At 72.8% G+C, this 22,755-nt stretch carries 25 protein-coding genes and 1 tRNA gene; 14 read left to right on the top strand and 12 right to left on the bottom strand.

Going from position 1 to position 22,755, the window contains the following annotated elements:
- Window positions 1-133: 133 nt before the first annotated feature.
- From pstC to pstB, 3 genes are read left to right on the top strand one after another with little or no spacing between them, the layout of a single operon-like run.
- Window positions 134-1,120: a phosphate ABC transporter permease subunit PstC gene (pstC, locus tag K5S26_RS10670; RefSeq protein WP_221857958.1), complete on the top strand. Its 987-nt coding sequence runs from the start codon at window positions 134-136 to the stop codon at window positions 1,118-1,120.
- Entirely contained in the window at window positions 1,120-2,208 is a 1,089-nt protein-coding gene (pstA, locus tag K5S26_RS10675) for a phosphate ABC transporter permease PstA (protein WP_221857959.1), read from the top strand. The genes pstC and pstA overlap by 1 nt, the downstream gene beginning before the upstream one ends.
- A gap of 53 nt (window positions 2,209-2,261) precedes the next feature.
- Window positions 2,262-3,041 carry a phosphate ABC transporter ATP-binding protein PstB gene (gene pstB, locus K5S26_RS10680; RefSeq protein ID WP_221857960.1) on the top strand — a complete coding sequence of 260 codons (780 nt, stop codon included), beginning with the start codon at window positions 2,262-2,264 and terminating at the stop codon, window positions 3,039-3,041.
- Window positions 3,042-3,107: 66 nt separating this feature from the next.
- Here pstB and K5S26_RS10685 read toward each other — a convergent pair whose 3' ends face one another.
- The 4 genes from K5S26_RS10685 to K5S26_RS10700 form a co-directional block, all read right to left on the bottom strand.
- The gene (locus K5S26_RS10685; protein ID WP_221857961.1) at window positions 3,108-4,004 is read right to left on the bottom strand and encodes an aminodeoxychorismate lyase; all 897 of its coding nucleotides are present in this window, start codon (window positions 4,002-4,004) and stop codon (window positions 3,108-3,110) included.
- Between the two features lie 268 nt (window positions 4,005-4,272).
- Window positions 4,273-4,902 (bottom strand): DNA-directed RNA polymerase subunit beta, encoded by a 630-nt coding sequence (locus K5S26_RS10690; RefSeq protein ID WP_221857962.1) that lies wholly within the window; start codon window positions 4,900-4,902, stop codon window positions 4,273-4,275.
- Between the two features lie 63 nt (window positions 4,903-4,965).
- Window positions 4,966-5,868: an alpha/beta hydrolase fold domain-containing protein gene (locus tag K5S26_RS10695; RefSeq protein ID WP_221857963.1), complete on the bottom strand. Its 903-nt coding sequence runs from the start codon at window positions 5,866-5,868 to the stop codon at window positions 4,966-4,968.
- Window positions 5,869-5,875: 7 nt separating this feature from the next.
- Window positions 5,876-6,892, bottom strand: a complete 1,017-nt coding sequence (locus K5S26_RS10700; RefSeq protein WP_221857964.1) for a zinc-dependent alcohol dehydrogenase — start codon at window positions 6,890-6,892, stop codon at window positions 5,876-5,878.
- A 93-nt stretch (window positions 6,893-6,985) separates the two neighbouring features.
- Here K5S26_RS10700 and K5S26_RS10705 point away from each other — a divergent pair, with 93 nt between their 5' ends.
- Together K5S26_RS10705 and K5S26_RS10710 are read left to right on the top strand one after the other, a co-directional pair.
- Window positions 6,986-7,897, top strand: coding sequence for a LacI family DNA-binding transcriptional regulator (locus K5S26_RS10705; RefSeq protein ID WP_221857965.1), 912 nt, complete (start codon window positions 6,986-6,988; stop codon window positions 7,895-7,897).
- A gap of 40 nt (window positions 7,898-7,937) precedes the next feature.
- Window positions 7,938-8,013: transfer RNA gene (locus tag K5S26_RS10710), tRNA-Lys, on the top strand.
- A gap of 10 nt (window positions 8,014-8,023) precedes the next feature.
- On the opposite strand, the gene K5S26_RS10715 is transcribed toward K5S26_RS10710, so the two are convergent.
- Both K5S26_RS10715 and K5S26_RS10720 read right to left on the bottom strand, forming a co-directional pair.
- Complete coding sequence (locus tag K5S26_RS10715; RefSeq protein ID WP_221857966.1) at window positions 8,024-9,766, bottom strand: siderophore-interacting protein; 1,743 nt, start codon at window positions 9,764-9,766, stop codon at window positions 8,024-8,026.
- Window position 9,767: 1 nt separating this feature from the next.
- Window positions 9,768-10,769: an ABC transporter substrate-binding protein gene (locus K5S26_RS10720; protein ID WP_221857967.1), complete on the bottom strand. Its 1,002-nt coding sequence runs from the start codon at window positions 10,767-10,769 to the stop codon at window positions 9,768-9,770.
- 122 nt (window positions 10,770-10,891) lie between these two features.
- Here K5S26_RS10720 and K5S26_RS10725 point away from each other — a divergent pair, with 122 nt between their 5' ends.
- The 4 genes from K5S26_RS10725 to K5S26_RS10740 are packed head-to-tail and all read left to right on the top strand — an operon-like array spanning window position 10,892 to window position 14,544.
- Complete coding sequence (locus K5S26_RS10725) at window positions 10,892-11,638, top strand: helix-turn-helix domain-containing protein (protein ID WP_221857968.1); 747 nt, start codon at window positions 10,892-10,894, stop codon at window positions 11,636-11,638.
- Between the two features lie 49 nt (window positions 11,639-11,687).
- Window positions 11,688-12,728: a FecCD family ABC transporter permease gene (locus K5S26_RS10730; protein WP_221857969.1), complete on the top strand. Its 1,041-nt coding sequence runs from the start codon at window positions 11,688-11,690 to the stop codon at window positions 12,726-12,728.
- Window positions 12,725-13,774 (top strand): FecCD family ABC transporter permease, encoded by a 1,050-nt coding sequence (locus tag K5S26_RS10735; RefSeq protein WP_308122904.1) that lies wholly within the window; start codon window positions 12,725-12,727, stop codon window positions 13,772-13,774. The genes K5S26_RS10730 and K5S26_RS10735 overlap by 4 nt, the downstream gene beginning before the upstream one ends.
- Window positions 13,771-14,544 (top strand): ABC transporter ATP-binding protein, encoded by a 774-nt coding sequence (locus tag K5S26_RS10740; protein ID WP_221857970.1) that lies wholly within the window; start codon window positions 13,771-13,773, stop codon window positions 14,542-14,544. Before K5S26_RS10735 ends, K5S26_RS10740 begins: the two co-directional genes overlap by 4 nt.
- Before the next feature lie 37 nt (window positions 14,545-14,581).
- Here K5S26_RS10740 and K5S26_RS10745 read toward each other — a convergent pair whose 3' ends face one another.
- The 3 genes from K5S26_RS10745 to K5S26_RS10755 form a co-directional block, all read right to left on the bottom strand.
- Window positions 14,582-15,649, bottom strand: a complete 1,068-nt coding sequence (locus K5S26_RS10745) for a hypothetical protein (protein WP_221857971.1) — start codon at window positions 15,647-15,649, stop codon at window positions 14,582-14,584.
- A 119-nt stretch (window positions 15,650-15,768) separates the two neighbouring features.
- Entirely contained in the window at window positions 15,769-16,578 is an 810-nt protein-coding gene (locus K5S26_RS10750) for an alpha/beta fold hydrolase (RefSeq protein WP_308122905.1), read from the bottom strand.
- Window positions 16,575-16,907: a DUF7882 family protein gene (locus tag K5S26_RS10755; protein WP_221857972.1), complete on the bottom strand. Its 333-nt coding sequence runs from the start codon at window positions 16,905-16,907 to the stop codon at window positions 16,575-16,577. The genes K5S26_RS10750 and K5S26_RS10755 overlap by 4 nt, the downstream gene beginning before the upstream one ends.
- Before the next feature lie 134 nt (window positions 16,908-17,041).
- Between K5S26_RS10755 and K5S26_RS10760 the strand changes: the two genes are divergently transcribed.
- The 3 genes from K5S26_RS10760 (at window position 17,042) to K5S26_RS10770 (ending at window position 19,387) form a co-directional block, all read left to right on the top strand.
- The gene (locus K5S26_RS10760; RefSeq protein WP_246603869.1) at window positions 17,042-17,932 is read left to right on the top strand and encodes an alpha/beta fold hydrolase; all 891 of its coding nucleotides are present in this window, start codon (window positions 17,042-17,044) and stop codon (window positions 17,930-17,932) included.
- A gap of 4 nt (window positions 17,933-17,936) precedes the next feature.
- Window positions 17,937-18,545, top strand: a complete 609-nt coding sequence (locus K5S26_RS10765; protein ID WP_221857974.1) for a TetR/AcrR family transcriptional regulator — start codon at window positions 17,937-17,939, stop codon at window positions 18,543-18,545.
- 68 nt (window positions 18,546-18,613) lie between these two features.
- Entirely contained in the window at window positions 18,614-19,387 is a 774-nt protein-coding gene (locus K5S26_RS10770; RefSeq protein WP_221857975.1) for an isocitrate lyase/PEP mutase family protein, read from the top strand.
- Between the two features lie 33 nt (window positions 19,388-19,420).
- Here the strand turns inward: K5S26_RS10770 and K5S26_RS10775 are convergent, their stop codons facing one another.
- Together K5S26_RS10775 and K5S26_RS10780 are read right to left on the bottom strand one after the other, a co-directional pair.
- Window positions 19,421-20,227 (bottom strand): transglutaminase-like domain-containing protein, encoded by an 807-nt coding sequence (locus tag K5S26_RS10775; RefSeq protein ID WP_308122907.1) that lies wholly within the window; start codon window positions 20,225-20,227, stop codon window positions 19,421-19,423.
- Window positions 20,224-20,799, bottom strand: a complete 576-nt coding sequence (locus K5S26_RS10780) for an isochorismatase family protein (RefSeq protein WP_221857976.1) — start codon at window positions 20,797-20,799, stop codon at window positions 20,224-20,226. The genes K5S26_RS10775 and K5S26_RS10780 overlap by 4 nt, the downstream gene beginning before the upstream one ends.
- A 93-nt stretch (window positions 20,800-20,892) precedes the next feature.
- Between K5S26_RS10780 and K5S26_RS10785 the strand changes: the two genes are divergently transcribed.
- Both K5S26_RS10785 and K5S26_RS10790 read left to right on the top strand, forming a co-directional pair.
- Window positions 20,893-21,507, top strand: a complete 615-nt coding sequence (locus K5S26_RS10785; RefSeq protein ID WP_221857977.1) for a GyrI-like domain-containing protein — start codon at window positions 20,893-20,895, stop codon at window positions 21,505-21,507.
- Complete coding sequence (locus tag K5S26_RS10790; RefSeq protein ID WP_221857978.1) at window positions 21,504-22,283, top strand: class I SAM-dependent methyltransferase; 780 nt, start codon at window positions 21,504-21,506, stop codon at window positions 22,281-22,283. Before K5S26_RS10785 ends, K5S26_RS10790 begins: the two co-directional genes overlap by 4 nt.
- 63 nt (window positions 22,284-22,346) lie before the next feature.
- Here K5S26_RS10790 and K5S26_RS10795 read toward each other — a convergent pair whose 3' ends face one another.
- Complete coding sequence (locus K5S26_RS10795) at window positions 22,347-22,751, bottom strand: hypothetical protein (RefSeq protein ID WP_221857979.1); 405 nt, start codon at window positions 22,749-22,751, stop codon at window positions 22,347-22,349.
- Between the last annotated feature and the right edge of the window lie 4 nt (window positions 22,752-22,755).

Genomic DNA, 22,755 nt, shown 5'->3' on the forward strand with positions numbered 1-22,755 from the left:
CGGATCGACCATCTCCGAGCGATAGCGACGGTGCCCTCGCGCTGACCCCCTGTGGGATCCTGAGCGCGAGGGCACCGGCGCGTCGCCGACAAGACGCACAGAGCACGACCCAGCATCCGAGGAGCGGGAGCGCATGACCACGACCACGACGGAGCCCGGCACCCCCGCCGGCGCGCCCGCGGGCACACCGGAGCCGCCGCGAAGGGCCGTGCAGCGGCCCGGCGATCGCATCTTCTCAGGCACCGCGCTCGGCGCGGGCACCACCATCCTGATCACCCTCGCCGCCGTCGCCGTGTTCCTGGTCGTGCAGTCGCTGCCCGCGTTCAGCGGCGACACCTCGGACAACCACATCCTGCGCGGCGAGTCGTTCCTGAGCTACGTGTGGCCCTTCGTCTTCGGCACCATCTGGGCCGCGGCGATCGCCCTCGTCGTGGCCACGCCGATCGCGATCGGCATCGCGCTGTTCATCTCGCACTACGCGCCGCGCCGCCTCGCCGCGGTGCTCGGCTACGTGATCGACCTGCTCGCCGCGGTGCCGTCGGTCGTCTTCGGCCTCTGGGGCGGTCTCACGTTCGCGCCGATGCTCGTGCCGTTCTACACCTGGCTGAACACCTACCTCGGCTGGATCCCGCTGTTCAGCGGCCAGCCGTCCGGCACCGGCAAGACCATCCTGACCGCCTCGCTCGTGCTCGCCGTGATGATCCTGCCGATCATGACCGCCATCTGCCGCGAGGTCTTCCTGCAGACCCCGAAGCTGCACGAGGAGGCCGCGCTGGCGCTCGGCGCCACGCGCTGGGAGATGATCAAGATGGCGGTGCTGCCGTTCGCCCGCAGCGGCATGGTGTCGGCGGCGATGCTCGCGCTCGGCCGCGCGCTCGGCGAGACGATGGCCGTGACCATGGTGCTCTCGCCGCTCGGCCTCGTCACCTTCGAGCTGCTCACCTCCACGAACCCGACGACCATCCCCGCCAACATCGCGCTGCGGTTCCCCGAGGCGCATGACACCGGCATCAGCACGCTGATCGCCACCGGCCTGATCCTGTTCATCGTGACCTTCGCGGTCAACGCCGTGGCGCGCTGGATCGTCTCGCGCCGCGCCGAGTTCTCGGGAGCGAACTGATGTCCGCCGCCACCGCCGTCGCCTCCCCGCAGAAGGTGTCGCTGACCACCGGGCGCCTGCCCCGGTGGGCCCCCTGGGCGCTGCTCGGCTTCGCCCTGTTCGTCACGTTCGTGCTGTTCGCGTTCCTCAACATGGGCGGCGACGTCGCCGACTTCAACATCGTCGGCGCCCTGTTCACGGGGATGCTGCTCTACATGGTCGTCATCACGGTCGTCTCGAGCATCGCCGAGAGCCGACGCCACGCGGTCGACCGCCTCATGACGGCCCTCGTCTCCACGGCGTTCGTGATCGCGCTGCTGCCGCTCGTCTCGGTGCTGTTCACCGTCGTCGTCGCGGGCCTGCAGCGCTTCGACCCGACCTTCTTCAGCTGGACGATGCGCAACGTCGTCGGCGAGGGCGGCGGCGCCGTCCACGCCATCTGGGGCACCGTGCTGATCACGCTCGGCGCCACGGTGATCGCGGTGCCGATCGGCCTGATGACGTCGATCTACCTCGTCGAGTACGGGCGCGGACGCATCGCGCGCGCCATCACGTTCCTCGTGGACGTGATGACCGGCATCCCGTCGATCGTCGCCGGTCTGTTCATCTACGCGGTGTTCTCGCTGGTCGTCGGCCCCGGCGTCTCGCTCGGCATCATGGGCTCGCTCGCGCTGGCGGTGCTGATGATCCCGGTCGTCGTGCGCGGCAGCGAGGAGATGCTGCGCATCGTGCCGAACGAGCTGCGCGAGGCCTCCTTCGCCCTCGGCGTGCCGAAGTGGCTGACGATCGTGAAGGTCGTGCTGCCCACATCGATCGCGGGCATCATGACCAGCGTCATGCTGGCGATCTCCCGCGTCATCGGCGAGACCGCTCCCCTGCTGCTCACCGCGGGCTTCACGCAGAGCCTCAACACCAACCTGTTCGACGGCCCGATGATGACGCTGCCGGTGTTCGCGTACAACTCGTACATGAACCAGGGCACGACGCCGGACGCGTCCGTCGCCCGGGCATGGGCGGCCGCGCTGACCCTGATCCTGATCGTCATGGTGCTCAACCTGCTCGCGCGGCTGATCGCCAAGGTCTTCGCGCCGAAGATGACCGGGCGCTGAGCCCTCGACCCGAACGAACTCTCAGAGACTTCTCCACCCAGAAAGGGACCCAGGTGTCCAAGAGCATCGAAGTCAACGACCTCAACGTGTACTACGGCGACTTCCTCGCCGTCGAGGGCGTCTCCATCGACATCCAGCCGCGCACGGTGACCGCGTTCATCGGGCCGTCGGGCTGCGGCAAGTCGACGTTCCTGCGCACGCTGAACCGGATGCACGAGGTCATCCCGGGCGCCTACGTGCAGGGCGAGGTGCTGCTCGACGGGCAGAACCTGTACGGCTCGGGCGTCGACCCGGTGCTCGTGCGCCGCCAGGTGGGCATGGTGTTCCAGCGCCCGAACCCCTTCCCGACCATGTCGATCCGCGAGAACGTGCTGGCCGGCGTCACGCTCAACAACAAGCGCATCTCGAAGGGCGACGCCGACGACCTCGTCGAGAAGTCGCTGCGCGGCGCGAACCTCTGGAACGAGGTCAAGGACCGCCTGGACCGCCCCGGCTCGGGGCTGTCGGGCGGCCAGCAGCAGCGCCTGTGCATCGCCCGCACCATCGCGGTGTCGCCGCAGGTGATCCTGATGGACGAGCCCTGCTCGGCCCTGGACCCGATCTCGACGTTCGCGATCGAGGAGCTCATCTCGGAGCTGAAGAACGACTACACGGTGGTGATCGTGACGCACAACATGCAGCAGGCGTCGCGCGTGAGCGACAAGACCGCGTTCTTCAACATCGCGGGCACCGGCAAGCCGGGCAAGCTGATCGAGTACGACACCACGTCGACGATCTTCACGACGCCCTCGGTGCAGGCCACCGAGGACTACGTCTCGGGCCGCTTCGGCTGATCCGCCGCCCGCACGCGAGACGGCCCCTCCTTCGGGAGGGGCCGTCTCGCGTCGTGTCGGGAGCGCTCAGTCGCGCGGGCTCAGCAGGTAGGCGTTCATCGCCGCGGTGAGCTCGGCGTCGACGGGCAGGTCCGCTCCGTCGAGGTGCGTGACCGGGGCGGCCAGGCGCACGCTCGAGACCAGCCACATCGCATCGGCGTCGGCGAGGGCGGCAGCCGGGAGGTGCTCGTAGCCCGTCGAGTGGCCGTTGTCCTCGAGCCAGTCGAAGACGCTCAGCTGCGTGGTGCCGTGCAGGATGCCGCCGGTGGGCTCGGGCGTCACGAAGGTGTCCCCGCGGCGGACGATCACGGACGCCGTGGGCGCCTCCAGCACGTAGCCGTCGGTGGTGAGGAAGATCGCGTCGTCCGCGCCGCGGCGGCGCGCCTCGCGCAGCGCCGCCATGTTGACGGCGTAGGAGAGGGTCTTCGCCCCCAGCAGCAGCCACGGTGCGCGGGACGCCGCCCCGCTGTCCAGGCCGCGGTCGAGCGTGACGGCCCTCACACCGGTCGTCCTCGCGCCGCTCATGTCGGCCACCGGTGACGCGGTCGCCCAGGCGGTCGGGCCCTCCAGCCCGGTGGCCGCGCGCTCGACGCCGCGGCTCAGGATCAGCTTGATCGCGCTCTCCCCCGCCGGGCACTCGGCCGCGGCGCGGTCGACCGCCGCGTGCCACTGCGCGGCGTTCGGCGCCGGCAGATCGCACAGGCTCGCCGAGTGCGCCAGGCGCGCGATGTGGGCCTCCACCTCCTGCGGATGCCCGTCGACGACGCCGATGGTCTCGAAGATGCCGTCGCCGCGCTGCGTGCTCAGCTCGCCCACGCTCAGCGCGGGGGCGTCGGGATCGATGACCGAGAGGGTGTCGGCGAAGTCGGATCGGGGGTCGTCGGCCGCGACAGGGGCGACGATCAGGGCGAAGCGCCAGCTCATGGCACGAGCCTATGCCCGGGAATGCCCGGCGGCCCGCCGCCGTTACACTGGATCAGCCGGGCCGCAGCAAACCCCGGGCTCCAATATTCGCCGCTCCGAGCGGCCTCGCGCCGAGAGGCGTTTCTGCGGTCCGGCTTTCTTCTTGCCCGCCGGATGGCGCCCTGTGCCTGGCCGCCGGCCGGCATCACCCGCGGAGATCTGCTCGGACGCGGAGGAACGGGCGAGGATCGCCCCGCGGACACGCGGATCTCCGCCCTTCGCGCAGGCGTCAGGTCAGGCTGTCGCGCCGCCACAGCTTGGCCGCCGCCGCGAGCTCGACGGCGAACGACGACAGCCGCAGCGCCCGGGTCGTGAGCTCGGTCGCCCGGCCGGGCTCGGTCGGCTCGTAGTCGTCGGCGAGATGGGTCGCGCCGGACGCCTGCACCCGGCAGAAGGCCGCCGCGCGGTCGAGCGCGACCGCGAAGTCGCCCTGGAACGCACCGCGCAGGATCGTGTCGATCAGCGTGACGAGCTCTCCCGGTCCGGCGGGCACGGGCGCCCCCGCGACGACGTCGTCGGACGAGCGCAGCTCGACCCGTCCGCGATCGTACAGCAGGGCCGCCGTCGCGGCGTCCTCGTGGATCGACAGCTGCACGAGGTACAGGCGCCACAGCGCACCCGGCAGGGTCTTGGCCGGCGACCGCGACCACAGCTCGGCGATGTCGTCGATGCCGTGGCGGGCGGTGAAGGTGACCAGGCGCTCCACGGCACCCGCGTCCGGCTCCTCCCGCACGCGCGACAGCAGGGCGGCCGCCGTCGAGTGCGCGGCGCGAGACACCTCGGCGGGATCCTGCGCCGGGAACAGCCTGTCGAAGGTCTCCGACGGCCGGCGCACGGGCTTGTGGAAGTCGTCGGTCATCGGAACAGGCTAACGTCGCGCGCCGACGTCCTGTTCCGTCGGGGCCGGCCTCGGGCAGGGCGGTCAGGCGACGGCGCGCCGGACGTGCGCCGCGATGCGCCGGTAGGCCCCCTCCACCACGTCGCGCTGCGCGCCCATGATGTTGTACCCGTGGTCGACGCCCGGCAGCGCGATGTGCTCGACGAGCAGCCCCTCGGCGTCCAGGGCCTCCGCGTAGCGCACGTCCTCGTCGCGCAGCCGGTCGTTCGCGCAGCTGACCACGACCGCGGGCGCCTGCCCCGTGAGCGCGCCGGGGCCGAGGTTCCCCTGCCAGGCGGGCGAGGCGCGGGGATCCCGTTTCGACGCGTCCGCGGGCACGTAGACGGTGTCGGCGACCTGGGTCATCGGCACCGAGATGATGCTGCGTCCTGCCGCCTTCTTCTGCGCGCCCGGGGTGACGAGGTCGAGGGGCGGGTACTGCAGCACCTGGAGGCGTATCGTCGGTGCGCCCGCATCCCGCGCCTGCCGCGCGACCGCCGCGGCGATCGCGCCGCCCGCGCTCTGGCCGCCGACGACGAGACGCGTCCCGTCCCACTCGCGGTCCGCGCCGGCGGCCCAGACCACGGCGTCGTATCCTTGCTCGACGGGGACCGGGAACGGATGGCGCGGCGCCACGTCGTAGTCGACGTTGACGACCGCCACCCCGCACTCGTGCGCGAGGTACCGGCACAGCGGGTCGTCCTGCTCCGGGTGACGCATGATGAACGCGCCACCGTGGAAGTTCACGTAGACGGGCGCCCCGGCGAGGCCGCCCGGCGGTGCGTAGACGGTCGCGCGCACGTCGCCGTGCCTGGTCGGCACCACCGCGTCCGCTGTGAGGACGGGCAGCTGCGCGAAGGCGATCTCGGGCGCGATCCGAGGGCCGGGGCCGCGTCCGAGCAGTCCGGCGATCGCTCCGGCGAGCCACGGTGTGGTCAGGATGGGCATGGCGACCTCACCCGAACGTCACGACGACCTTGTCGGCCGCCCCCGGCGTCTTCGCCAGCTCGAGCGCCTCGAGCGCGCGATCGAACGGCAGGACGTCGCTGACGATCACGGCGTACTTCTCCCAGTTCTCGACGATGTCGTCGGTGACCTCGAAGATCTCGGTCGGGTATCCCATCGACCACACCAGGTTGAGCTCGGTGGTGAGGATGTCGCCGAAGTCGAGCTCGACGGGCTTCTTGTGCACCGCGACGACGCCGAGCGTGGCCCCGTGCTTCGCCATCGACGCGACCGTCGCCGGGACGGACGGCGCGCCGGCGGCGTCGAGGTAGACGTCCGTGGCCGGCCGCACCCCGCGCACCCAGGCGGTCGCGCCGTCGCCGTGCAGCTCGACGAGGCGCGCGGCGACGTCCTCCTCCGACGAGTCGATCACCGCGTCGGCGCCGACCTGCAGCGCCTTCTCGAGGCGCGACGGCACGATGTCCACGACGACGATATGCGCGGCGCCCTTGCGCCGGTACCCGAGCACGGCGCCGAGGCCGATCGGGCCGGCGCCGAACACGACGACCTTGTCGCCCGGCTTCGGCGCGGTGCGGTTCACGGCGTGCAGCGCGACGGCCATGGGCTCGTTGAGGGCGGCGACGTGCCACGGGATGTGCGACGGGATCACCTTGAGCTGGCGGCCCGGCGCGTAGTCCTTCACGAGCACGAGCTCGGACAGGGCGCCTTGCGCGCCGCCCGACCCGAGGAGGCCGTCGGAGAAGGCCATCGTGTCGATCACGACGTGGTCGCCCACCGCGAGGCCCATCACCTCCGAGCCGACCTCGACGACCTCGGCGGCCGGCTCGTGCCCGAGCGGGGTGGCGCCCTGCCGCGGCGGGATCCCACCCATCTGCGTGTAGAGGGCGTCGGACCCGCAGATGCCGCACGCGCGCGGCCTCAGCAGCACGTCGCGGGGGCCTGGCTCGGGGACGTCGACGTCGACCCAGCCGTTGACGCCGGGGGCGGTGACCTGCACGGACTTCATGCTCTTCTCCTCGTGTGGCGCGCGGACGCCGGTGTCGCGCGGTGGGTGACAAGCTAGGCACTAAATCGAGTTAGCACCAGCGACGGGAGCGGCATGGCGGACCGCGTGACCATGAAGGACGTGGCGCGGGCGGCGGGGGTCTCGCCGGCGACCGTCAGCTTCGTGCTCAACCGCACGGCCGGGCAGACGATCTCGCCTCGCACCAGCGAGCGCGTCCGCGACGCCGCGCACCGGCTCGGCTACACGCCGCACCGCATCGCCCGCGCGCTGCGGGAGGGCAGCTCGCGCACGGTCGTGCTGACGACCGGTCCGCTGCCGGGCGGGCACAGTCTGGAGAGCTTCATCGCGGGGCTCGACGACGAGCTGCGCTCGCTCGGGTACGCCCTCCTCGTCGTGCGCGGCGAGCAGGCGGCAGACCTCGTGGAGGCGGTCTCGCCGCGGGCGGTCATCGACCTCGCCTCGGCCTACGAGCAGCGCGGCGCGCCCTGGGAGGGCGGCTGGGCGTCGGGCCTGGCGTCGCACGGCGAGGCGCAGCTGCGCCACCTCGTGGGGCGCGGTCACCGGCACATCGCCTTCGCCATGCCCTCCCAGGTCCTGCCGACGCTCACCGGCGTGCGGTTCGCGCTCGCGAGACAGGCGGCGGGGAGGCTCGCCCTGCCGCCTGTGCGACCCCTCGCCCTGGGGGAGGACCGCCACGCGTCCGCGGCCTCCGTCCGCGAGCTGCGCGCGACGCATCCCGACGTGACCGCCATCGCCGCCTTCGACGACGACACCGCGCTGCTGGTGCTCGCCGGGATGGCCGACACGGGCCTCGCCGCGCCCGACGATCTCGCGGTGATCGGCTTCGACGACAGCCGGCACGCGGCCCTGTGGCGCCCCGCCCTCACCACCGTCCGCATCGACGCGGCCTCCTACGGGCGGCGCGCGGCGCGGCGGGCGCTCGGGCTTCCGGGCGACGACCCCCAGCCCCGGGCGTCGGTCGTCGTCGAACGGGAGACGACCTGAGCGAACCGGCACCCCGTCCCGGGCCACGTAAAGTGGTGGCGGGCCTATAGCTCAGTTGGCAGAGCATCGGACTTTTAATCCGCGGGTCGAGGGTTCGAGCCCCTCTGGGCCCACCAGTGCTCGACGTCAGCGACGTTCGAGCAGCAGCGCCTCGACTCCCCAGCCGAGCTCGATCGAGCGCGACGACCGCCATCCCGCAGTCTCCGCGATGCGGGCGAGGGACTCCGCCCCTCGGTAGGGCGATCCCGTGCGGGCGAGGTGCGCGGCGTGGGCCTCGCCCGCACCGCCGCCGAGCGTGTCGGGACGGGTCGACTCGATGAGGATCGCGCGCGGCGCGTATCGTGCGGCCTCGCTCAGGATGTGTGCCGACTCCGTGCCGGTGCGGTGGTCGAGCGCGAAGGAGAGGATCGCGACGTCCGACTCGCGCGGCATCCAGGCGATGCTCCCGGGCCCTTCGACCGCGCCGTGCAGCACGTCGCGCAGCGCGCCCCGGTCGAGGACCGACAGGGCGATGTCGGAGCGGCCCGCGTCCTCGAGCGCGTGCACGATCGCCGCGCTTCCCGGCCCGATCAGCAGCGCGCTCGACAGATCGGCCAGCTCGGGGATCAGGCCGTCCGACAGGTATGCCAGGCGCCCGCCGTGCTCGACGAGCTCCCTCGCGATCTCGACCTCGGTCTCGGCGGCCTCGGCGACCGTCTGCCCGGTGTGGCGCCGCCAGGCGGGCACTCCCTCGTGGAGAGCGGATGCGAGCTGCACGAGCGAGAGCGCGAGGTCGGCCTCGAAGCCCGTGAACTCCTCGCGCTCGTGATCGTCGAGGAGCCCCTCTCCCACGGGACCGAGCGCGAGGAAGCCGTCGGCGTCGACGACGACCCCGTGCTCGGCGAGCACCGGGAGCAGTCCGGCAAGCGTCGGGGCGGGGATGCCCATCCGCGCGGCGAGCACATCGCCCGGAGCCGGTCCGTCCGCGAGCGCGTCGACGAGGCCGAGCTGCACGGCCGCGCGGGTGACGAGCCACGGCACGGGACTCGCGATCTCGGGCGCAGCGGCGACCGGCTCGCCCGCGCCGTCGGCCTCGGCGGGCGCAGCGTGCCAGTAGCCGGTGATGTTGAGGCGGTCCTTGGGCAGGCCCGCCTCCCGCTGCAGGTAGCGGCGCACGGGCAGCAGCGCGCGGCTCTCGGCGGCCGCCCACGCATACCCGGCGCCGTCGGGGATCCGCACAGCGCGCACGGCCGCCTCGAGCGGCCCGGGGTCGCCGGCGGACGCGACGTGCCAGGAGACCGTGTCGCCGTCGCGCAGCGCGAGGCTCTGGCGTGCGGAGTCGTCCTCGACGAGCAGGACGATGTGCGCGGGCGCATCGAGCGGCCGCTCGTCGAGGAAGCGGCCGACCGCGGGCAGCCCTGTCTCGTCGGCGACGAGGAGGATCCACTCCACGTCCTGCGGAAACCGGAGCGACGACTTCGGGCCGACGAAGGCGAGCTCGTCGCCGACACGCGCCCGGTCGGCCCAGCGCGCGGCCGGCCCGTCTCCGTGGCGCACGAAGTCGAGGTCGATCTCTCCGTGCTCGAGGTCCACGCGGCGCGGGGTGTAGTCGCGGGTCACGCGCGTCTCGGAGGGCGTCCACTCGATGCCGTGCTCGAGCTGCGCCGGCAGCGCCGAGTCGATGTCGGCGCCGGGGGCGAGGATGAGCTTGATGTGATCGTCGAACCCCGGCGACGTGAAGGCGGGCTGCGGGTGTCCGTCGACGACGGCCTCCGCGAGGCCGGGGCCGCCGACGACGACGCGCCGCATGCGAGGGGTGACCTCCTCGATGCGGCGCACCGTCACGCGTCGGACGACGAGCGGATGCGTCGTGAACGCGCGATGAGCCATGTCAGCCGAACATCTCCTCGATGAGGTCGAGCGTGGCCATCGTCTTGTCGAAGTCGGCTCGGGCGACCCAGTGCGGCAGGTCGAAGGCGGTGTCGTCCTGGAACGCGGGGAGCGAGGCGAAGACGGCGTTCTCGGACGCTGCAGCGACGTCGACGGGCGCGCCGTTGAAGCCGGTGATGAAGAGCGTCGGCTGCGTGAGCACCTGGCCGGCCTGCTCGGTCGAGAGCTCGAACATGTCGCCGCCGGGAGTGTAAGGATCGTAGTTCTCGTCCGTCAGCTCCGGGTCGGTCTCGATCCCCACGTCCGCGAACACGCCGGTGAGCGCCTCGTCGGCGTAGTAGACGTAGGGGACCTGCTCGGCGGTGAACGCGACGAACGCGGAGGGCGCCTCGGGCGGCTCGATCGCGGCGGCGACCTCCTCGGCGCGCGCCTCGTACGCCGCCACGGCGTCGTCGTAGGCGTCCGGCTGCTCGAAGACGTCGGACGCGAGGAACTCGAACTGCTCCTGCCACGTCGAGTAGCCGCCGCTCACCAGAACCGTCGGAGCGAGGTCGCTGAGGTCGTCGTAGACCTCGGCGGCCTGGAACAGGGGGAAGCCCCAGCCGCCGCCGATGATCAGGTCGGGTTCGAGCGCGAGGATATCCTCCATGTCGAAGCCGTCGACGCTCCACGACAGGAACTCGGTGCCGGCGGCCTCGGCCTCGTCGGCCCAGAACTCGGAGAACTCCCCCTGCCCGTCCGCATCCTCGGGGATCGTCGCCGTGACCGGCACGTCGAGGTCGTAGAGGTAGCCGGCGAGCGCGTAGTTGAGCACGACGATCGTCTGGGGGTCCTCGGGGATGTCGACGTCGCCGTAGTCGGTCGTGACCGTGTGCGCGGAGACGCTCGCGCCGGTCGCCGCCTCGGTCTCCTCCGGGGCGGCTTCGTCGGACGAGCAGGAGGCGAGCGCCAGGACCGCCACGAGGGGCAGCACGGCGACGGCGCGCGTGAGAGTACGGGACATAGGGGTACCTCGGTCGGATCTGAGGGCAGGTGGGTAAGGTGAGCCTATGCTGGGCAATTCCTCGTGGCGTGACGGATGCGACATCGTCGGTGACGGTCCCGACATGTCTGCGGGGAGGTGACGTGGCGCTGAGAGCACTGGGCGACGTCGTCGCGGAGAACTCCATCCGGTTCCTCGGGCATCAGACGCACACGCACGACGTCCCGCACCTCGTCTACGTCGTCGCGGGCTCCGCGACGCTCGAGGCCGACGGCGAGAGGTTCACCCTGGCACGGCATGAGGCCGTCTGGATGCAGGCGTCCGTCCCGCACTCATGTCAGATCCACGACGGCGGGATGGTGCTCGGCCCGTTCCTCGACGACCACGCGTCGCCCGGGGCACGCGTGCACGCCCTCGGCGTGGTCCCCGCGCTCGTCGAGCTGATGACGACCGCTCTCGTGGCATCCCCCGCGACGAACGAGCAGATCGAGCCTTTTCGCGAGGCGATCAGCGATCTTCTCCGCGCGATCGGGCGCCCGCGGTTCCCCGTGCGTCTCCCCCGGCACCCGGCGGCGGTCAGGCTGGCGCGCGAGGCCGTGCGATCGACGGCACCGCTCGAGACGCTCGCCGAGCGCCATCACATGAGCGCCCGCCAGGTGCAGCGGATCTTCCTCTCGGAGGTCGGCCTGCCGTTCTCGAAGTGGCGCACGCGCGCCCGTCTCAACGGCGCCGTCGCCCATCTCGTCGGAGGAGGCGACGTGCACGCGGCGGCGCGCCTCTCCGGGTTCGCGACGCGCGCGGGGCTGCTCCGTGCGTTGAGTCGCGAGACCGGGGTCCCGCTCGACCGGATCGCGCAGGATCCACGCACCGCGCTCGCTCCCGCGGCGTGACCGGGGGGCCGTGGGGCCTGTTAGCGTTTCGGCGTCCCCGGAGGTTCCCATGTCGCCCGATCGCAGTCCCGGCGGGGCGCCCGCTCTCGGATCCCGTCGGCCGCTGCGCACGATCGGCCTGGCGATCGCGGCGTGCCTCCTGGTCGTCCTGCTCGGCCTGAGCCTGGTCGTCGGCTCCGCGCCGATCCCGCTCGCCGAGGTGATCGCGGCCCTGACCGAGCACGACGGCTCCCCCACGCACATCACGATCACCGAGGCGCGGATCCCCCGCACGCTGCTGGGGCTCGCCGTGGGCGTCGCGCTCGGCGTCTCGGGCGCGCTCATGCAGGCGCTCACGCGCAACCCCCTCGCGGACCCCGGCATCCTCGGCGTGAACGCCGGGGCCGGATTCGCGGTCACGCTGGGGGTGGCGCTGTCCGGCGTCACGCGCATCGACCAGTACTTGCCGCTCGCGCTCGTGGGCGCCGTCGTCGCGACGATCGCGGTGTTCGCGATGGCGGGCGGATCCCGCGGCACGGCGTCGCCCGTGCGTCTCACCCTGGTCGGCGTCGCTCTCGCCGCCGTGCTCATGGGCGTGTCCCAGACGCTCGCGCTCATCGACCCCGACACCTTCGACCGGATGCGCTTCTGGGGAGCGGGGACCATCGCGGATCGACCTCCCGGCACGCTCGAGGCGATCGCGCTGCCGATCCTCGCGGGGCTGGCGATCGCGGCGCTGTGCGCGCGCCCGCTCGACGCGATCGCCCTGGGCGACGACGCGGCGCGCGCTCTGGGGCTGCGTCTCGGCCTCGTCCGGTCCGGCGTCCTGGTCTCGGTGACGCTGCTGGCGGGAGCGGCGACGGCCGCCGCCGGTCCCCTCGTCTTCGTCGGGCTGGTCGTGCCGCACATCGTGCGGGGGATCACGGGGCCTAGATGGACGTGGATCGTGGCGTACTCCGCCCTCCTCTCGCCGGCGCTCCTCGTCGGGGCCGACGTGCTCGGCCGCGTGGTCGTCCTGCCGGCCGAGCTGCAGGTAGGGATCGTGATGCCGCTCGTCGGCGCCCCCGTTCTCGTGGCGCTCGTGCGCGGACGCCGTGCGAGGAACCTGTGAGCCGCCCGCTCGTCGTCCGCGCGGGCGGATTCAGCGTGCGCACGACCGCGCGGATGCTCGTCGTGTGCGCGATCCTCGCCGTCTGCTGCGTCGGGCTCGCCGCATGGGCGATCACGCTGGGATCCTTCGACGTCACGATCGGCGACGTCCTCGCCGTCGCCGCCGGCACCGCCGAGGGGCCGGTCACGAAGGTCGTCTCCGAGTGGCGCGCGCCGCGCGTGCTCGGTGCCCTCCTGTTCGGCGCCGCGCTGGGCGTCGCCGGCGGCGTCTTCCAGGCCATCACGCGCAATCCTCTCGGCAGCCCCGACGTCATCGGGTTCACGACCGGCTCGTACACCGGCGTCGTCGCCGTCTTGACGCTCGGCATGACGGGCTACGCCGAGCGTGCCGGAGGCGCGCTGGTCGGGGGCATCCTCGCGGCCGTCGTCATCTCGGCGTTGTCGTACCGGGGCGGGCTGCAGGGCCTTCGGCTCGTCATCGTGGGCATCGCGGTCGGCGCCTTCCTCGGAGCCCTCAACACGTGGTTCACGGTGAAGGCCGACATCGATCTCGCCATGCGCGCCGCCGTGTGGGGTGCGGGGACGCTGAGCCTCGTCGACGCGACCGCGCTGGGCGCGGCGGCCATCGCGCTGGCAGGCGTCGCCGTCTTCCTGCCTGCGGCGCAGCGGAGGCTCCGACGCCTCGAGCTCGGCGACGATACGGCCGCGATGCTCGGCATCCCCGTCGAGAGGACGAAGGTCATGCTGATCGCACTCGCGGTCGCCGCGATCGCCGCGGTCACCGCTGCCGCCGGACCGATCGCGTTCGTCGCGCTCGCGGCACCGCAGATCGGACGCAGGCTCACGGGCCACGGCGCGTCGACCGATCTCATGGGGTCCGCGTTGGTCGGCGCCCTCCTGCTGCTCCTGTCCGACATCGCCGCCCAGCACGCGATCCCCGGGACCGCGCTCCCGACCGGCGCCGTGACCGTGTGCGTCGGCGGCCTCTATCTGCTGATCCTGTTGGTGCGGGAGTCGCGACGTTTCGCGAGAGGAGAAGGACGATGAGGGGTCTGCGCGCCGAGAATCTCGTCGCCGGTTACGCCGGACGGGGCGTCCTGCACGATCTGTCCGTCGAGATCCCGGAGGGGGAGCTCACGGTGATCGTCGGCCCCAACGCGTGCGGCAAGTCCACTCTGCTGCGGCTGCTCGCGCGATTGCTCACGCCGACGGCGGGGGCCGTTCTGCTCGATGGCGAGGATCTGCGGGGCATCCCGACGAAACAGGTCGCCCGGCGCGTCGGGCTGCTCCCCCAGAGCCCCATCGCGCCCGAGGGGATCACGGTGTCGGACCTCGTGGGTCGAGGCCGCTTCCCGCATCAGAGCATGCTGTCGAGCTGGTCGCATGACGACGAGCGAGCGGTCTCCGCGGCCATGGCGGCGACCGACGTCGCGTCCCTCGCGGATCGCCACGTGGACGAGCTCTCGGGCGGTCAGCGCCAGCGCGTGTGGATCGCGATGGCGCTCGCACAGGAGACCCCGATCCTCCTGCTCGACGAGCCGACGACGTTCCTCGACATCGGGCACCAGCACGAGGTGCTCGAGCTCGTCTCGCGGCTGCGCGACGAGGGGCGCACGATCGTCGCCGTGCTGCACGACATCAACCAGGCGGCGCGCTACGCCTCGCACATCGTGGCGATGAAGGACGGGAGGATCGTCACCCGAGGCGCACCGCGGGACGTCGTCGACGCGGGCCTCGTCAAGGAGCTCTTCGGCCTCGAGGCACGGGTGATCCCCGACCCGTCGACGGGCGCCCCGGTCGTGCTGCCGGGCCGATGAGTCGGCAGGGCGCCGCGCACGAAGGGCCCGTTCGTCGCTAGCGACCGTCGACGACCGACATGAAGCCTGCGAAGGCGAACAGGCCCGGCACGACGTACAGGAAGACGAGCGCGAGGAACCAGCCGACCGCGCCGATCGCCGAGAGCACGGCGTTGCGGCGGCGGACGTGGAGGCGACGGCCGTGGGGGTCGATCCTGGGCTCGAGCCGCACCGGGGAGATCCCCTTCGCCATCGCCGCCGTCATCGCGGCGACGCGCGCCTCGGGGGTCTGCGACGCCACCCGCTCGTCGAGGTACCGCGCGGAGCGCTCGGCGATCAGCGGGACGACGCGCGCGAAGAGCGCCTCGATGGCGCGCCAGACGTCCTCGTCGGAGAAGTCGGCGTCGCCCGGTGCGAAGAACACCACCCGGTCGTCCACGAGCTCGACGTTCCAGCTGCGCGCGTCGTCGATGAGGGCGGCCATGAGGTCGGGGGTGAACACGAACAGCGCGTCGGTCTGGTACTCGCTCGGCACGTGCAGGCGGAACCAGCGGTCGAAGTCGCCCTCGAGCGACAGGCGCTGTCCGCGCTCCACGCCGCGGGGCACGTCGCCGCCGCGCGCCTCCGAGGAGTCCAGGACGAAGTGCGGGAGCGGGGCGGGGAGCGCGACCGCCGCGTAGCGCCAGGTGCGCACCGGGCGCCCGTCTCGCCGCAGGTTGCCGAACTCGACGCCCGGCGCGACGAAGCGCGGGTACACCGCGGCCCGCGCGCCGCGCGCCGTCATCAGCGAACCGAACGGGGCCGAGCTCGTCGGCTCCGGCTCGAAGCCGTTGGCGAGCGCCGTGAGGGTCTGCCTCGCCTGTCGCACGAGCGACCGGCGGGAAGGCGGCCGCGCGGCCCAGCGATACAGCCAGAGGGTGAGCCCCACCCACGCGAGGAACACCGCGCTGGTCACGACGATGTCGCGGACGTCGACGGCGTCGATCCGGTTGTCCTGGAGCGTGTCGATGCGTACGCCCAGCACCATCCAGACGATGCAGACGTACCACAGCAGCAGGCAGTGGTTGACGTGCACCAGCACCTGCCGCGCCGTCGGCACCCAGGACGGCCGGGAGCCGCGACGCATCGCCGCGGCAGCCGCGGCGACCTCGCGCTCGGGCGCGCTCAGCCAATACAGGTCCAGACGTTCCTCCCCCGGTCACGCTATCAATCGCGGGCGCCGCCCCGTGCGACCGGCCGGCCGACTCAGCGCGCCGTGTCGAGCCACCCCTCAAGCCGGCGGGCGAGCCATCCGGGGCGCTGCAGCGGGATGCCGTGCCCGCAGCCCGGAACGATCTCGAGCTCTCTGCCGTCGAGCTCTCTGCCGTCGAGCTCGCTGCCGTCGAGTTCGACGTGCAGCAGCCGCGCCGAGCGGATCATGACCGCGCGCTCACGCTCGCCGGCCAGGATCAGCGCCGGGCCGCTGAACGCCCGCCACCCAGACGGCACCGTGAAGCGGATGTTGTCGCCCACCGCGGAGACGAGCGTCCGCCGGGAGATGCGTGCGGACGCGCGGAGGTAGTCATCGAGCAGCTCGTCGGGAACGAACAGCTGCCTCGCCTGCAGCCGCGCGAACCATCGCTTCCTGGCGAGCGGCGCCGCCGCGGCCAGCAGCGCCGACGTCGCTCCCGCCCCTCTGGTCGGGATCGCCTGTGCGCTGATGACGGCCGCCCGCTCGACGAGGTCCGGCCGGCTCGCGGCGAGCGCCACGGTGAGCTGCGCGCCGAGCGAGAACCCGACCACCGCGACGGGCCCGGCGGCCTTGCGCTCCACGATCGCGGCGAGCGCGGCCGCCGTGCGCTCGTGCGAGACGTAGGGCAGCCCGGCGCTCCGGTCGTGCCCGGGCAGATCCGGCACGATCAGCCGGAGGCCCGGATCGAGATGCCGCCGCAGAGGCTCCCACATCCATCCGCCGACGCCGCCGCCGTGCAGGAGCAGCAGCGTTCGGCCGCCGGGAGCGCCGAACCTGCCGACATGGATGCCCGGGGCATGCGGGACCGGTGCTGCTCCGCTCACGCCCTGGCCGGCGTCGTCAGCTCGCCTCCCCCGACCTCCTCCGGGCTGAGATGGATGCCGCCCAGCTCGTTCGCCGACTGCGCCAGGGCCGAGAGCCATGCCTGGTTCAGCTCGGGCGCCTCCGTCTCGTCGAAGATGAAGCGCAGCGGGATCGACTGGTTGACCCAGATGGTGCTGCGCCCCGCATCCGGCGCATCCCCGTGACGCCACGAGACCGAGAAGCTCTCTCCCCGGCGCAGCTTCGACAGGATGACGACCTTGAGGTGGGACAGCGTGCGGTCGTCGATCGTGATGGGCGGCTCGACGCTGTCGTAGATGAGTGTTCCCATGTCGCGACCGTACGCGTTCGCCCCGCCCGAGAAGAAGAGGGCGCGTCACACTTTCGCCGCACGGGGTTCCGCTGCTCCTGGCGGGCGACTAACGTTGTGACCAGAAAGCTGAACTCGGTCATAACGGAGGCGTGATGCCGACACGACGGATCGACGTCGACCTCGGATGGGGCACGATCTCCGCGCTCGAATGGCCCGCGCCCGAGCGCGCGGACGCGGCCCGCACCGTCCTCCTGCTGCACGGCGGCGGCGCTGACAGCGCCTGGCTCTCCTGGGGCGACCTCGGCGAGCGGCTGTCCGCCGCGGGTCACCGGGTGATCGCGCCCGACCATCCCGGGTTCGGGCACAGCGCGACCGCGCCGTGGCCCGCCACGCAGGAGCGGCTCGTGGCCTACGTCGGCGACCTCGTCGATGCCCTCGCGCTCGACCGGTACGCCGTCGGCGGGCTGTCGCTGGGCGGCGCGCTGACCCTCGGGCATGTGCTGGACCGTCCCGCCCGGGCAGCCGGGGCGATGCTGGTCGGCACCTACGGGATCATGCCGCGGCTGGGCGCGGGGCTCGCGGCGCCCGCGGTGCAGCTGGCGAGCTGGGCGATGGTGCGCAGCGGACTGATGACCCCGCTGATGCGGGCCTATGCCACCTCGGCAGCGCGCATGGAGCGCGGCATGTCGGCGCTCGTGCGCGACCCGGCACGGCGGACCCCCGACCTGATCGACGCCGTGCTCGAGGCCACTCGCCGCGAGGGCGCGCTCGAGACCTTCGCGCAGTGGCAGCGCTCCGAGGTCGGCTGGCGGCGGCTGCGCACCGACTACACGCCACGGCTGTCCGAGCTGCGAACGCCGGTGCTGATGGTCCACGGCGAGCGCGACGACGGCGTGCCGCTCCCCGTCGCCCGGGCGGCCGCCGGCCTCCTGCCCCGGGCGGAGCTCGTCGTCGCCCCCGGCGCCGGGCACTGGGTGCAGCGCGACGCTCCCGATCTCTCCGCCCGCTCGATGATCGCGTTCCTCGATCGCCTGGAGTGGTGACCGCATGCCCCGTCCGCTGATCCCCGAACGCCGCACGCGCATCCTCGACGCCGCAGAGGAGCTCGTGCTCGAGCACGGCTTCGACGCCATGAGCGTGCAGCAGATCGCCGAGCGGGCGGGCATCGCCAAGGGGGCGGTGTACCGCGAGTTCGCGAGCAAGGCACAGATCCTCGACGAGCTGCTCACGCGCGCGATGGAGCGGATGTCCGCCCGCAGCCGGCGGCTGCTGCACGGCGAGGAGCACCCGGCGCTGAGTCACGCGTACCGGGTGGCCGCACGTGTGCTGCTCGACGACCGGTTGATGACGGCGGCGTTCACGGACGATCGGGGCGTGCTGGGCTCGTACCTCGACACGGTCGTCGACGACCGTTATCGCGTGCGCCATCGCGCCGTGGCGTCCTGGATCTCGGCGCTCGCCGACACCGGAGCGTTCCGGCGAGAGGTGGACGTCGAGGCGCTCGCACTGGTTCTCTCCAGCACCACGCTGGGCATGCTGCAGGCAGCGGAACGACTGGGGCCGGTGCCGCCCGCCCGGCTGAGGGCGGCGATCGAGACGATGGGCGAGCTCGTCGCCTCGCTCGAGACGGGCGAGGGCCGATCCGCCCCCGCCTGACGAGCGCGCATCGCGACCTTTCCCGTCACACGGCCCCACGCCGGGCGTGCCGGGCGTAGCGTCGAGGCATGAGCAGCACCGCGGACAAGGCACTCACCCTCAAGTCGCTCCACGAGGCCCCGGAGATCCTCCGGGTCGTCAACGTGTGGGACGCGATCAGCGCGAAGGTCGTGAGCGATCTGCCCGAGACGCGGGCGATCGCGACGGCCGGTCACTCCATCGCCGCCAGCCACGGCTTCGGCGACGGCGAGGTCCCGCGCGACATCGCCCTCGCCGCGATCGCGGAGGTCGTGCAGGCGACCGACCTGCCGGTGACCGCCGACCTCGACGCGGGCTTCGGCGACCCGGGAGACACGGTGCGGCGGGCGATCGGCGTCGGCGTGGTGGGCGCGAACGTGGAGGACCGTCTGGTGCCGCTCGGCGAGGCCGTCGCGAACGTCGAGGCGATCGTCAAGGCGGCCGAGGCGGAGGGGGTCGCCTTCCAGCTGAACGCCCGCACCGACGCGTTCGTGCTGGGCGGCGACCGCCCGGTCGACGACATCGTCGAGGATGCGATCGCGCGCGGACGCGCCTTCCTCGAGGCCGGCGCCTCGCTTGTGTTCGTGCCGGGGCCCCTCGACCGCGATCTCACCGCACGGCTCGTCGACGGCATCGGGCAGCGCCGGGTCAGCGTGATCGGGCTTCCCGGGGCCCTGACCGCGGCCGAGTACGAGTCGCTCGGCGTCGCGCGCATCTCCTACGGTCCGCTCACGCAGCGCGTCGCGCTGCGGGCGCTGCGCGACCTGGCGGCCGACCTGTACGGCGACGGGGTCATCCCGAAGGACACCCCCGAGCTGAACTGACGTCGCGTCGGCGCGCGGCGCGCGCGACGCCGGTCAGGACAGCCGCACCCGCTGCGTGCCGTCGTCGCTCGGCAGATCGCCGCGGACCGTCGCGACCACCGTCGCGGAGTTGAGCACGATCGACCCGCCGTGGCTGTCGAGGAACGCCGTGTCGGCGGCGTCTCGACCGGTGGCGATGCGCACCAGGGCCTGGCGCGGCGCGAGGTGAGTCGCATCGACCACCACCCACTCGTCGTCGACGGCGGCCTCGACCACGGCATGGAAGTCCATCGGGCTGAGCCCCGGTGCGTACACCGCCGCGAGGCGGGCCGGGATGCCCAGTGCACGCAGCATGGCGATCGTGAGGTGCGCGTAGTCGCGGCACACCCCGGCGCCTTCGAGCAACGTGTCGATCGCGCTGTCGCTGGCGTCGCTGATGCCCGACACATACCGCAGGCGCGACGAGACGAACGCGACCACGTCGTCGACCAACGCGCCCGCTGTCTTGCCCTGGTCGAACTGGGCCCCCGCGAGAGCGAAGAAGCGGTCTGACTCGGCGTAGCGGCTGGGACGCCGGTAGAGCGAGCGGTCGTGAGCGCTGACGGGCCGCGGCACGCCGACGCCCTCGACCGTTGCGCGGTAGGAGATCTCGAGGCGGCCGGGCGCCACCCGCACCCGGTGGATACGCGCTCCGAGCCCGTCCACGAGCTCCTCGGCCGCGACACGCTCGCCGTCCAGCGTCACCTCGAGCGACTCGCCGACGCCGACCCCGTCGCCGCGTGCCGCCGCGATCTGCATCTCGATCTCGGTGCTCGCCTGCACCTCGACGTCGAGGACGACGCCGACGTCGCGCGCGCTCACGCAGGCCCCACCAGCTCGGCGCCTGCGTGCGCCAGCTCGGCCAGCGCGGCCTCGCTCGGCTCGGCCGCGACGCCCGCGACCAGCCCGGTGAGCACCCGGACGCGCTGCCCGTGCGCGATCGCGTCGAGCGCCGACGCGCGCACGCAGTGGTCCGTCGCGATGCCCACGACGTCGACGGACACGATGCCGAGCGATGTCAGCACCGCCGCGACCGTCGAGCCATCGTCGGTCACTCCCTCGAACATCGAGTACGCGGGTCGGCCCTGGCCCTTCCTGACGTGGTGGGTGACGGCAGAGGTGTCGAGCCCGGGGTCGTACTCGGCCCCCGGTGTGCCCGCGACGCAGTGCGGCGGCCAGGAGTCGACGAAGTCGGGCTCCCCGGCGAAGTGGCCGCCGTTGTCGCCCTCGGCGTCGTGCCAGTCGCGCGAGGCCACGATCGCGTCGTAGTCGCCGGCGTGCTCCGCGAGGAAGCGGGTGATGCCCGCCGCGACCGCGTCGCCGCCGGTGACGCCGAGCGCGCCGCCCTCGGTGAAGTCGTTCTGCACGTCGACGATCAGAAGCGCCCTGGTCATGCCACCGAGGGTACGCTCCGGACGCCCTCCGGTCACGGCGCGGCCCACGGCCGCGGTCGCGGATGCGCGGCGCCCGGGCCAGGATGGTGGCACATGCCCGACAAGACCGATCTGAAGAAGACGCTCGACGCCTACCGCGCCCGGCGGGACGAGATCCGCGTTCTCGACGTCCCCGCGCAGCGATACCTGATGCTCGACGGCCACGGCGATCCGAACACCTCCCCCGCGTTCTCCGAGGCGATCCGGTCGCTGTATCCCGTCGCCTACCGCCTCAAGTTCGCCAGCCGTCGCGACCTCGGCCGCGACTACGTCGTGCCGCCGCTCGAGGGTCTGTGGTCCGCCGACGACATGGCGTCGTTCACCACGGCCCGCGACAAGTCGCGCTGGAGCTGGACCCTGATGATCCTGATCCCCGAGTGGATCGACTCCGCCGCGGTCGACGCGGCGATCGCCGGGGCGGCGGACACGGGGCCGCGTGCCGCCGAGGTGCGCGGGGAGCGGCTGGACGAGGGGCGCTGCGCGCAGACGCTGCACGTGGGCTCGTTCGACGACGAGGGGCCCGTGCTCGCCCGGATGCACGACGAGGTCATCCCCGCCCACGGCATGCGGATGACCGGCCGGCATCATGAGGTCTACCTCAGCGACTTCCGGCGCGTCCCGCCGGAGCGACGGCGCACGATCCTCCGCCAGCCCGTGACGCCGGCATGACGCGGTCGGACGACGACGCCGAGCTGCGGCACCTCGAGCGCGCCTTCGCCGCGGCCGTCGGCGCGCGACCCGGGGAGCGCGTGCTGGATGTCGGCTGCGGCGACGGCGGACCGACGCGGATGGCTGCGCGGGCGGTGCGCGGCGGCCGCGCACTCGGGGTCGACATCTCGTCCGAGCGGATCACCGCGGCACGGCGCAAGGCGTGGGTCGAGGGCCCGGGCAACGCCTCCTTCGAGGTCGCGGACGCGCAGACGCACGCGTTCGACGAGGCCGGCTTCGACGTGGTGATGAGCAGGTTCGGCACGATGTTCTTCGCCGAGCCCCATGCGGCGTTCGCGAACCTCGCACGGGCGACGGCGGCCGGCGGGCGCCTGGTGATGAGCGTGTGGCGCGACGCCGACCGCAACGCGTGGGCCCGACCGCTGCTGTCCCGGATCCTCGACGCCCCCGCCCCCGCCGACCGCAGCGGGCCGTTCTCGCTCGCGGATCCCGATGCGACCCGCGCCCTGCTCGAGCGCGCGGGCTGGACGCGGGTGGCCTTCGAGGAGGTCCGCTGGCCGCTCTGGTACGGACCGGACGTCGACACGGCGCTGACGACGCTGACGCGGCTGGACGATCCGCGCGAGGCGCTCTCGCGGTTCGACGGCGATGACCGGCGGCGGGCCGAGCGCCGGCTGCGCGACGAGCTCGCCGCGCACCTCACGGCCGACGGCGTGCTGTTCGACGCTCGGGCCTGGATCGTGACGGCACGGCGTCGGCCTCGAGAGGCGGCCTGACCCCTGCACCCCGCACTCGATGTGCCGCAGCGCGACGAGGCGGCACCGCCGGACCGCCGCGACTCAACCGGCGAGCATGAGCCCGACGATCTGCACCACCAGCGAGAGCAGGCCGACCCCGGCGCACGCGAGGGCGACGCCGCCGAGCAGCCGGGGCCACGGCGAACGCGCCTCGAGGCGCACGCGGCTGCGCGAGCCCACGCGGTGGTGCAGCGGCACCTCGTCGCGTTCGGCGGCCTCCTCGAACTCCGCCGTCAGCGGCGCCTCGTGCACGCCGTCGTCGCCGAACCACCGCACGACGCGGGGCTGAGCGGGGTCCGACCCGATGATCACCGCCCGCACCGGCTGCCAGGTGCCGTCGGCGAGCCGGATGATCAGGGCGAGGCCTCCGAACAGGGCCCCCGCGCCAAGGCCCGCCCAGGTGAGGATCTCGGTGATCGCGGCGAGCGCCGCCTCGCCGCCGCTCATGCGA

The organism is Microbacterium marinilacus, from assembly GCF_019753765.1.
Taxonomy (GTDB): domain Bacteria; phylum Actinomycetota; class Actinomycetes; order Actinomycetales; family Microbacteriaceae; genus Microbacterium; species Microbacterium marinilacus.

Coding starts and splice junctions, on each gene's coding strand:
- K5S26_RS10690 (WP_221857962.1), bottom strand. CDS start 4,902: ATGACCGACGACTTCCACAAGCCCGTGCGCCGGCCGTCGGAGACCTTC.
- K5S26_RS10760 (WP_246603869.1), top strand. CDS start 17,042: ATGCCGACACGACGGATCGACGTCGACCTCGGATGGGGCACGATCTCC.
- pstA (WP_221857959.1), top strand. CDS start 1,120: ATGTCCGCCGCCACCGCCGTCGCCTCCCCGCAGAAGGTGTCGCTGACC.
- K5S26_RS10770 (WP_221857975.1), top strand. CDS start 18,614: ATGAGCAGCACCGCGGACAAGGCACTCACCCTCAAGTCGCTCCACGAG.
- K5S26_RS10780 (WP_221857976.1), bottom strand. CDS start 20,799: ATGACCAGGGCGCTTCTGATCGTCGACGTGCAGAACGACTTCACCGAG.
- K5S26_RS10685 (WP_221857961.1), bottom strand. CDS start 4,004: ATGAGCTGGCGCTTCGCCCTGATCGTCGCCCCTGTCGCGGCCGACGAC.
- K5S26_RS10715 (WP_221857966.1), bottom strand. CDS start 9,766: ATGGCTCATCGCGCGTTCACGACGCATCCGCTCGTCGTCCGACGCGTG.
- K5S26_RS10790 (WP_221857978.1), top strand. CDS start 21,504: ATGACGCGGTCGGACGACGACGCCGAGCTGCGGCACCTCGAGCGCGCC.
- K5S26_RS10755 (WP_221857972.1), bottom strand. CDS start 16,907: ATGGGAACACTCATCTACGACAGCGTCGAGCCGCCCATCACGATCGAC.
- K5S26_RS10700 (WP_221857964.1), bottom strand. CDS start 6,892: ATGAAGTCCGTGCAGGTCACCGCCCCCGGCGTCAACGGCTGGGTCGAC.
- K5S26_RS10705 (WP_221857965.1), top strand. CDS start 6,986: ATGGCGGACCGCGTGACCATGAAGGACGTGGCGCGGGCGGCGGGGGTC.
- K5S26_RS10740 (WP_221857970.1), top strand. CDS start 13,771: ATGAGGGGTCTGCGCGCCGAGAATCTCGTCGCCGGTTACGCCGGACGG.
- K5S26_RS10795 (WP_221857979.1), bottom strand. CDS start 22,751: ATGAGCGGCGGCGAGGCGGCGCTCGCCGCGATCACCGAGATCCTCACC.
- K5S26_RS10695 (WP_221857963.1), bottom strand. CDS start 5,868: ATGCCCATCCTGACCACACCGTGGCTCGCCGGAGCGATCGCCGGACTG.
- K5S26_RS10765 (WP_221857974.1), top strand. CDS start 17,937: ATGCCCCGTCCGCTGATCCCCGAACGCCGCACGCGCATCCTCGACGCC.
- K5S26_RS10745 (WP_221857971.1), bottom strand. CDS start 15,649: ATGCGTCGCGGCTCCCGGCCGTCCTGGGTGCCGACGGCGCGGCAGGTG.
- K5S26_RS10730 (WP_221857969.1), top strand. CDS start 11,688: ATGTCGCCCGATCGCAGTCCCGGCGGGGCGCCCGCTCTCGGATCCCGT.
- K5S26_RS10720 (WP_221857967.1), bottom strand. CDS start 10,769: ATGTCCCGTACTCTCACGCGCGCCGTCGCCGTGCTGCCCCTCGTGGCG.
- K5S26_RS10785 (WP_221857977.1), top strand. CDS start 20,893: ATGCCCGACAAGACCGATCTGAAGAAGACGCTCGACGCCTACCGCGCC.
- pstC (WP_221857958.1), top strand. CDS start 134: ATGACCACGACCACGACGGAGCCCGGCACCCCCGCCGGCGCGCCCGCG.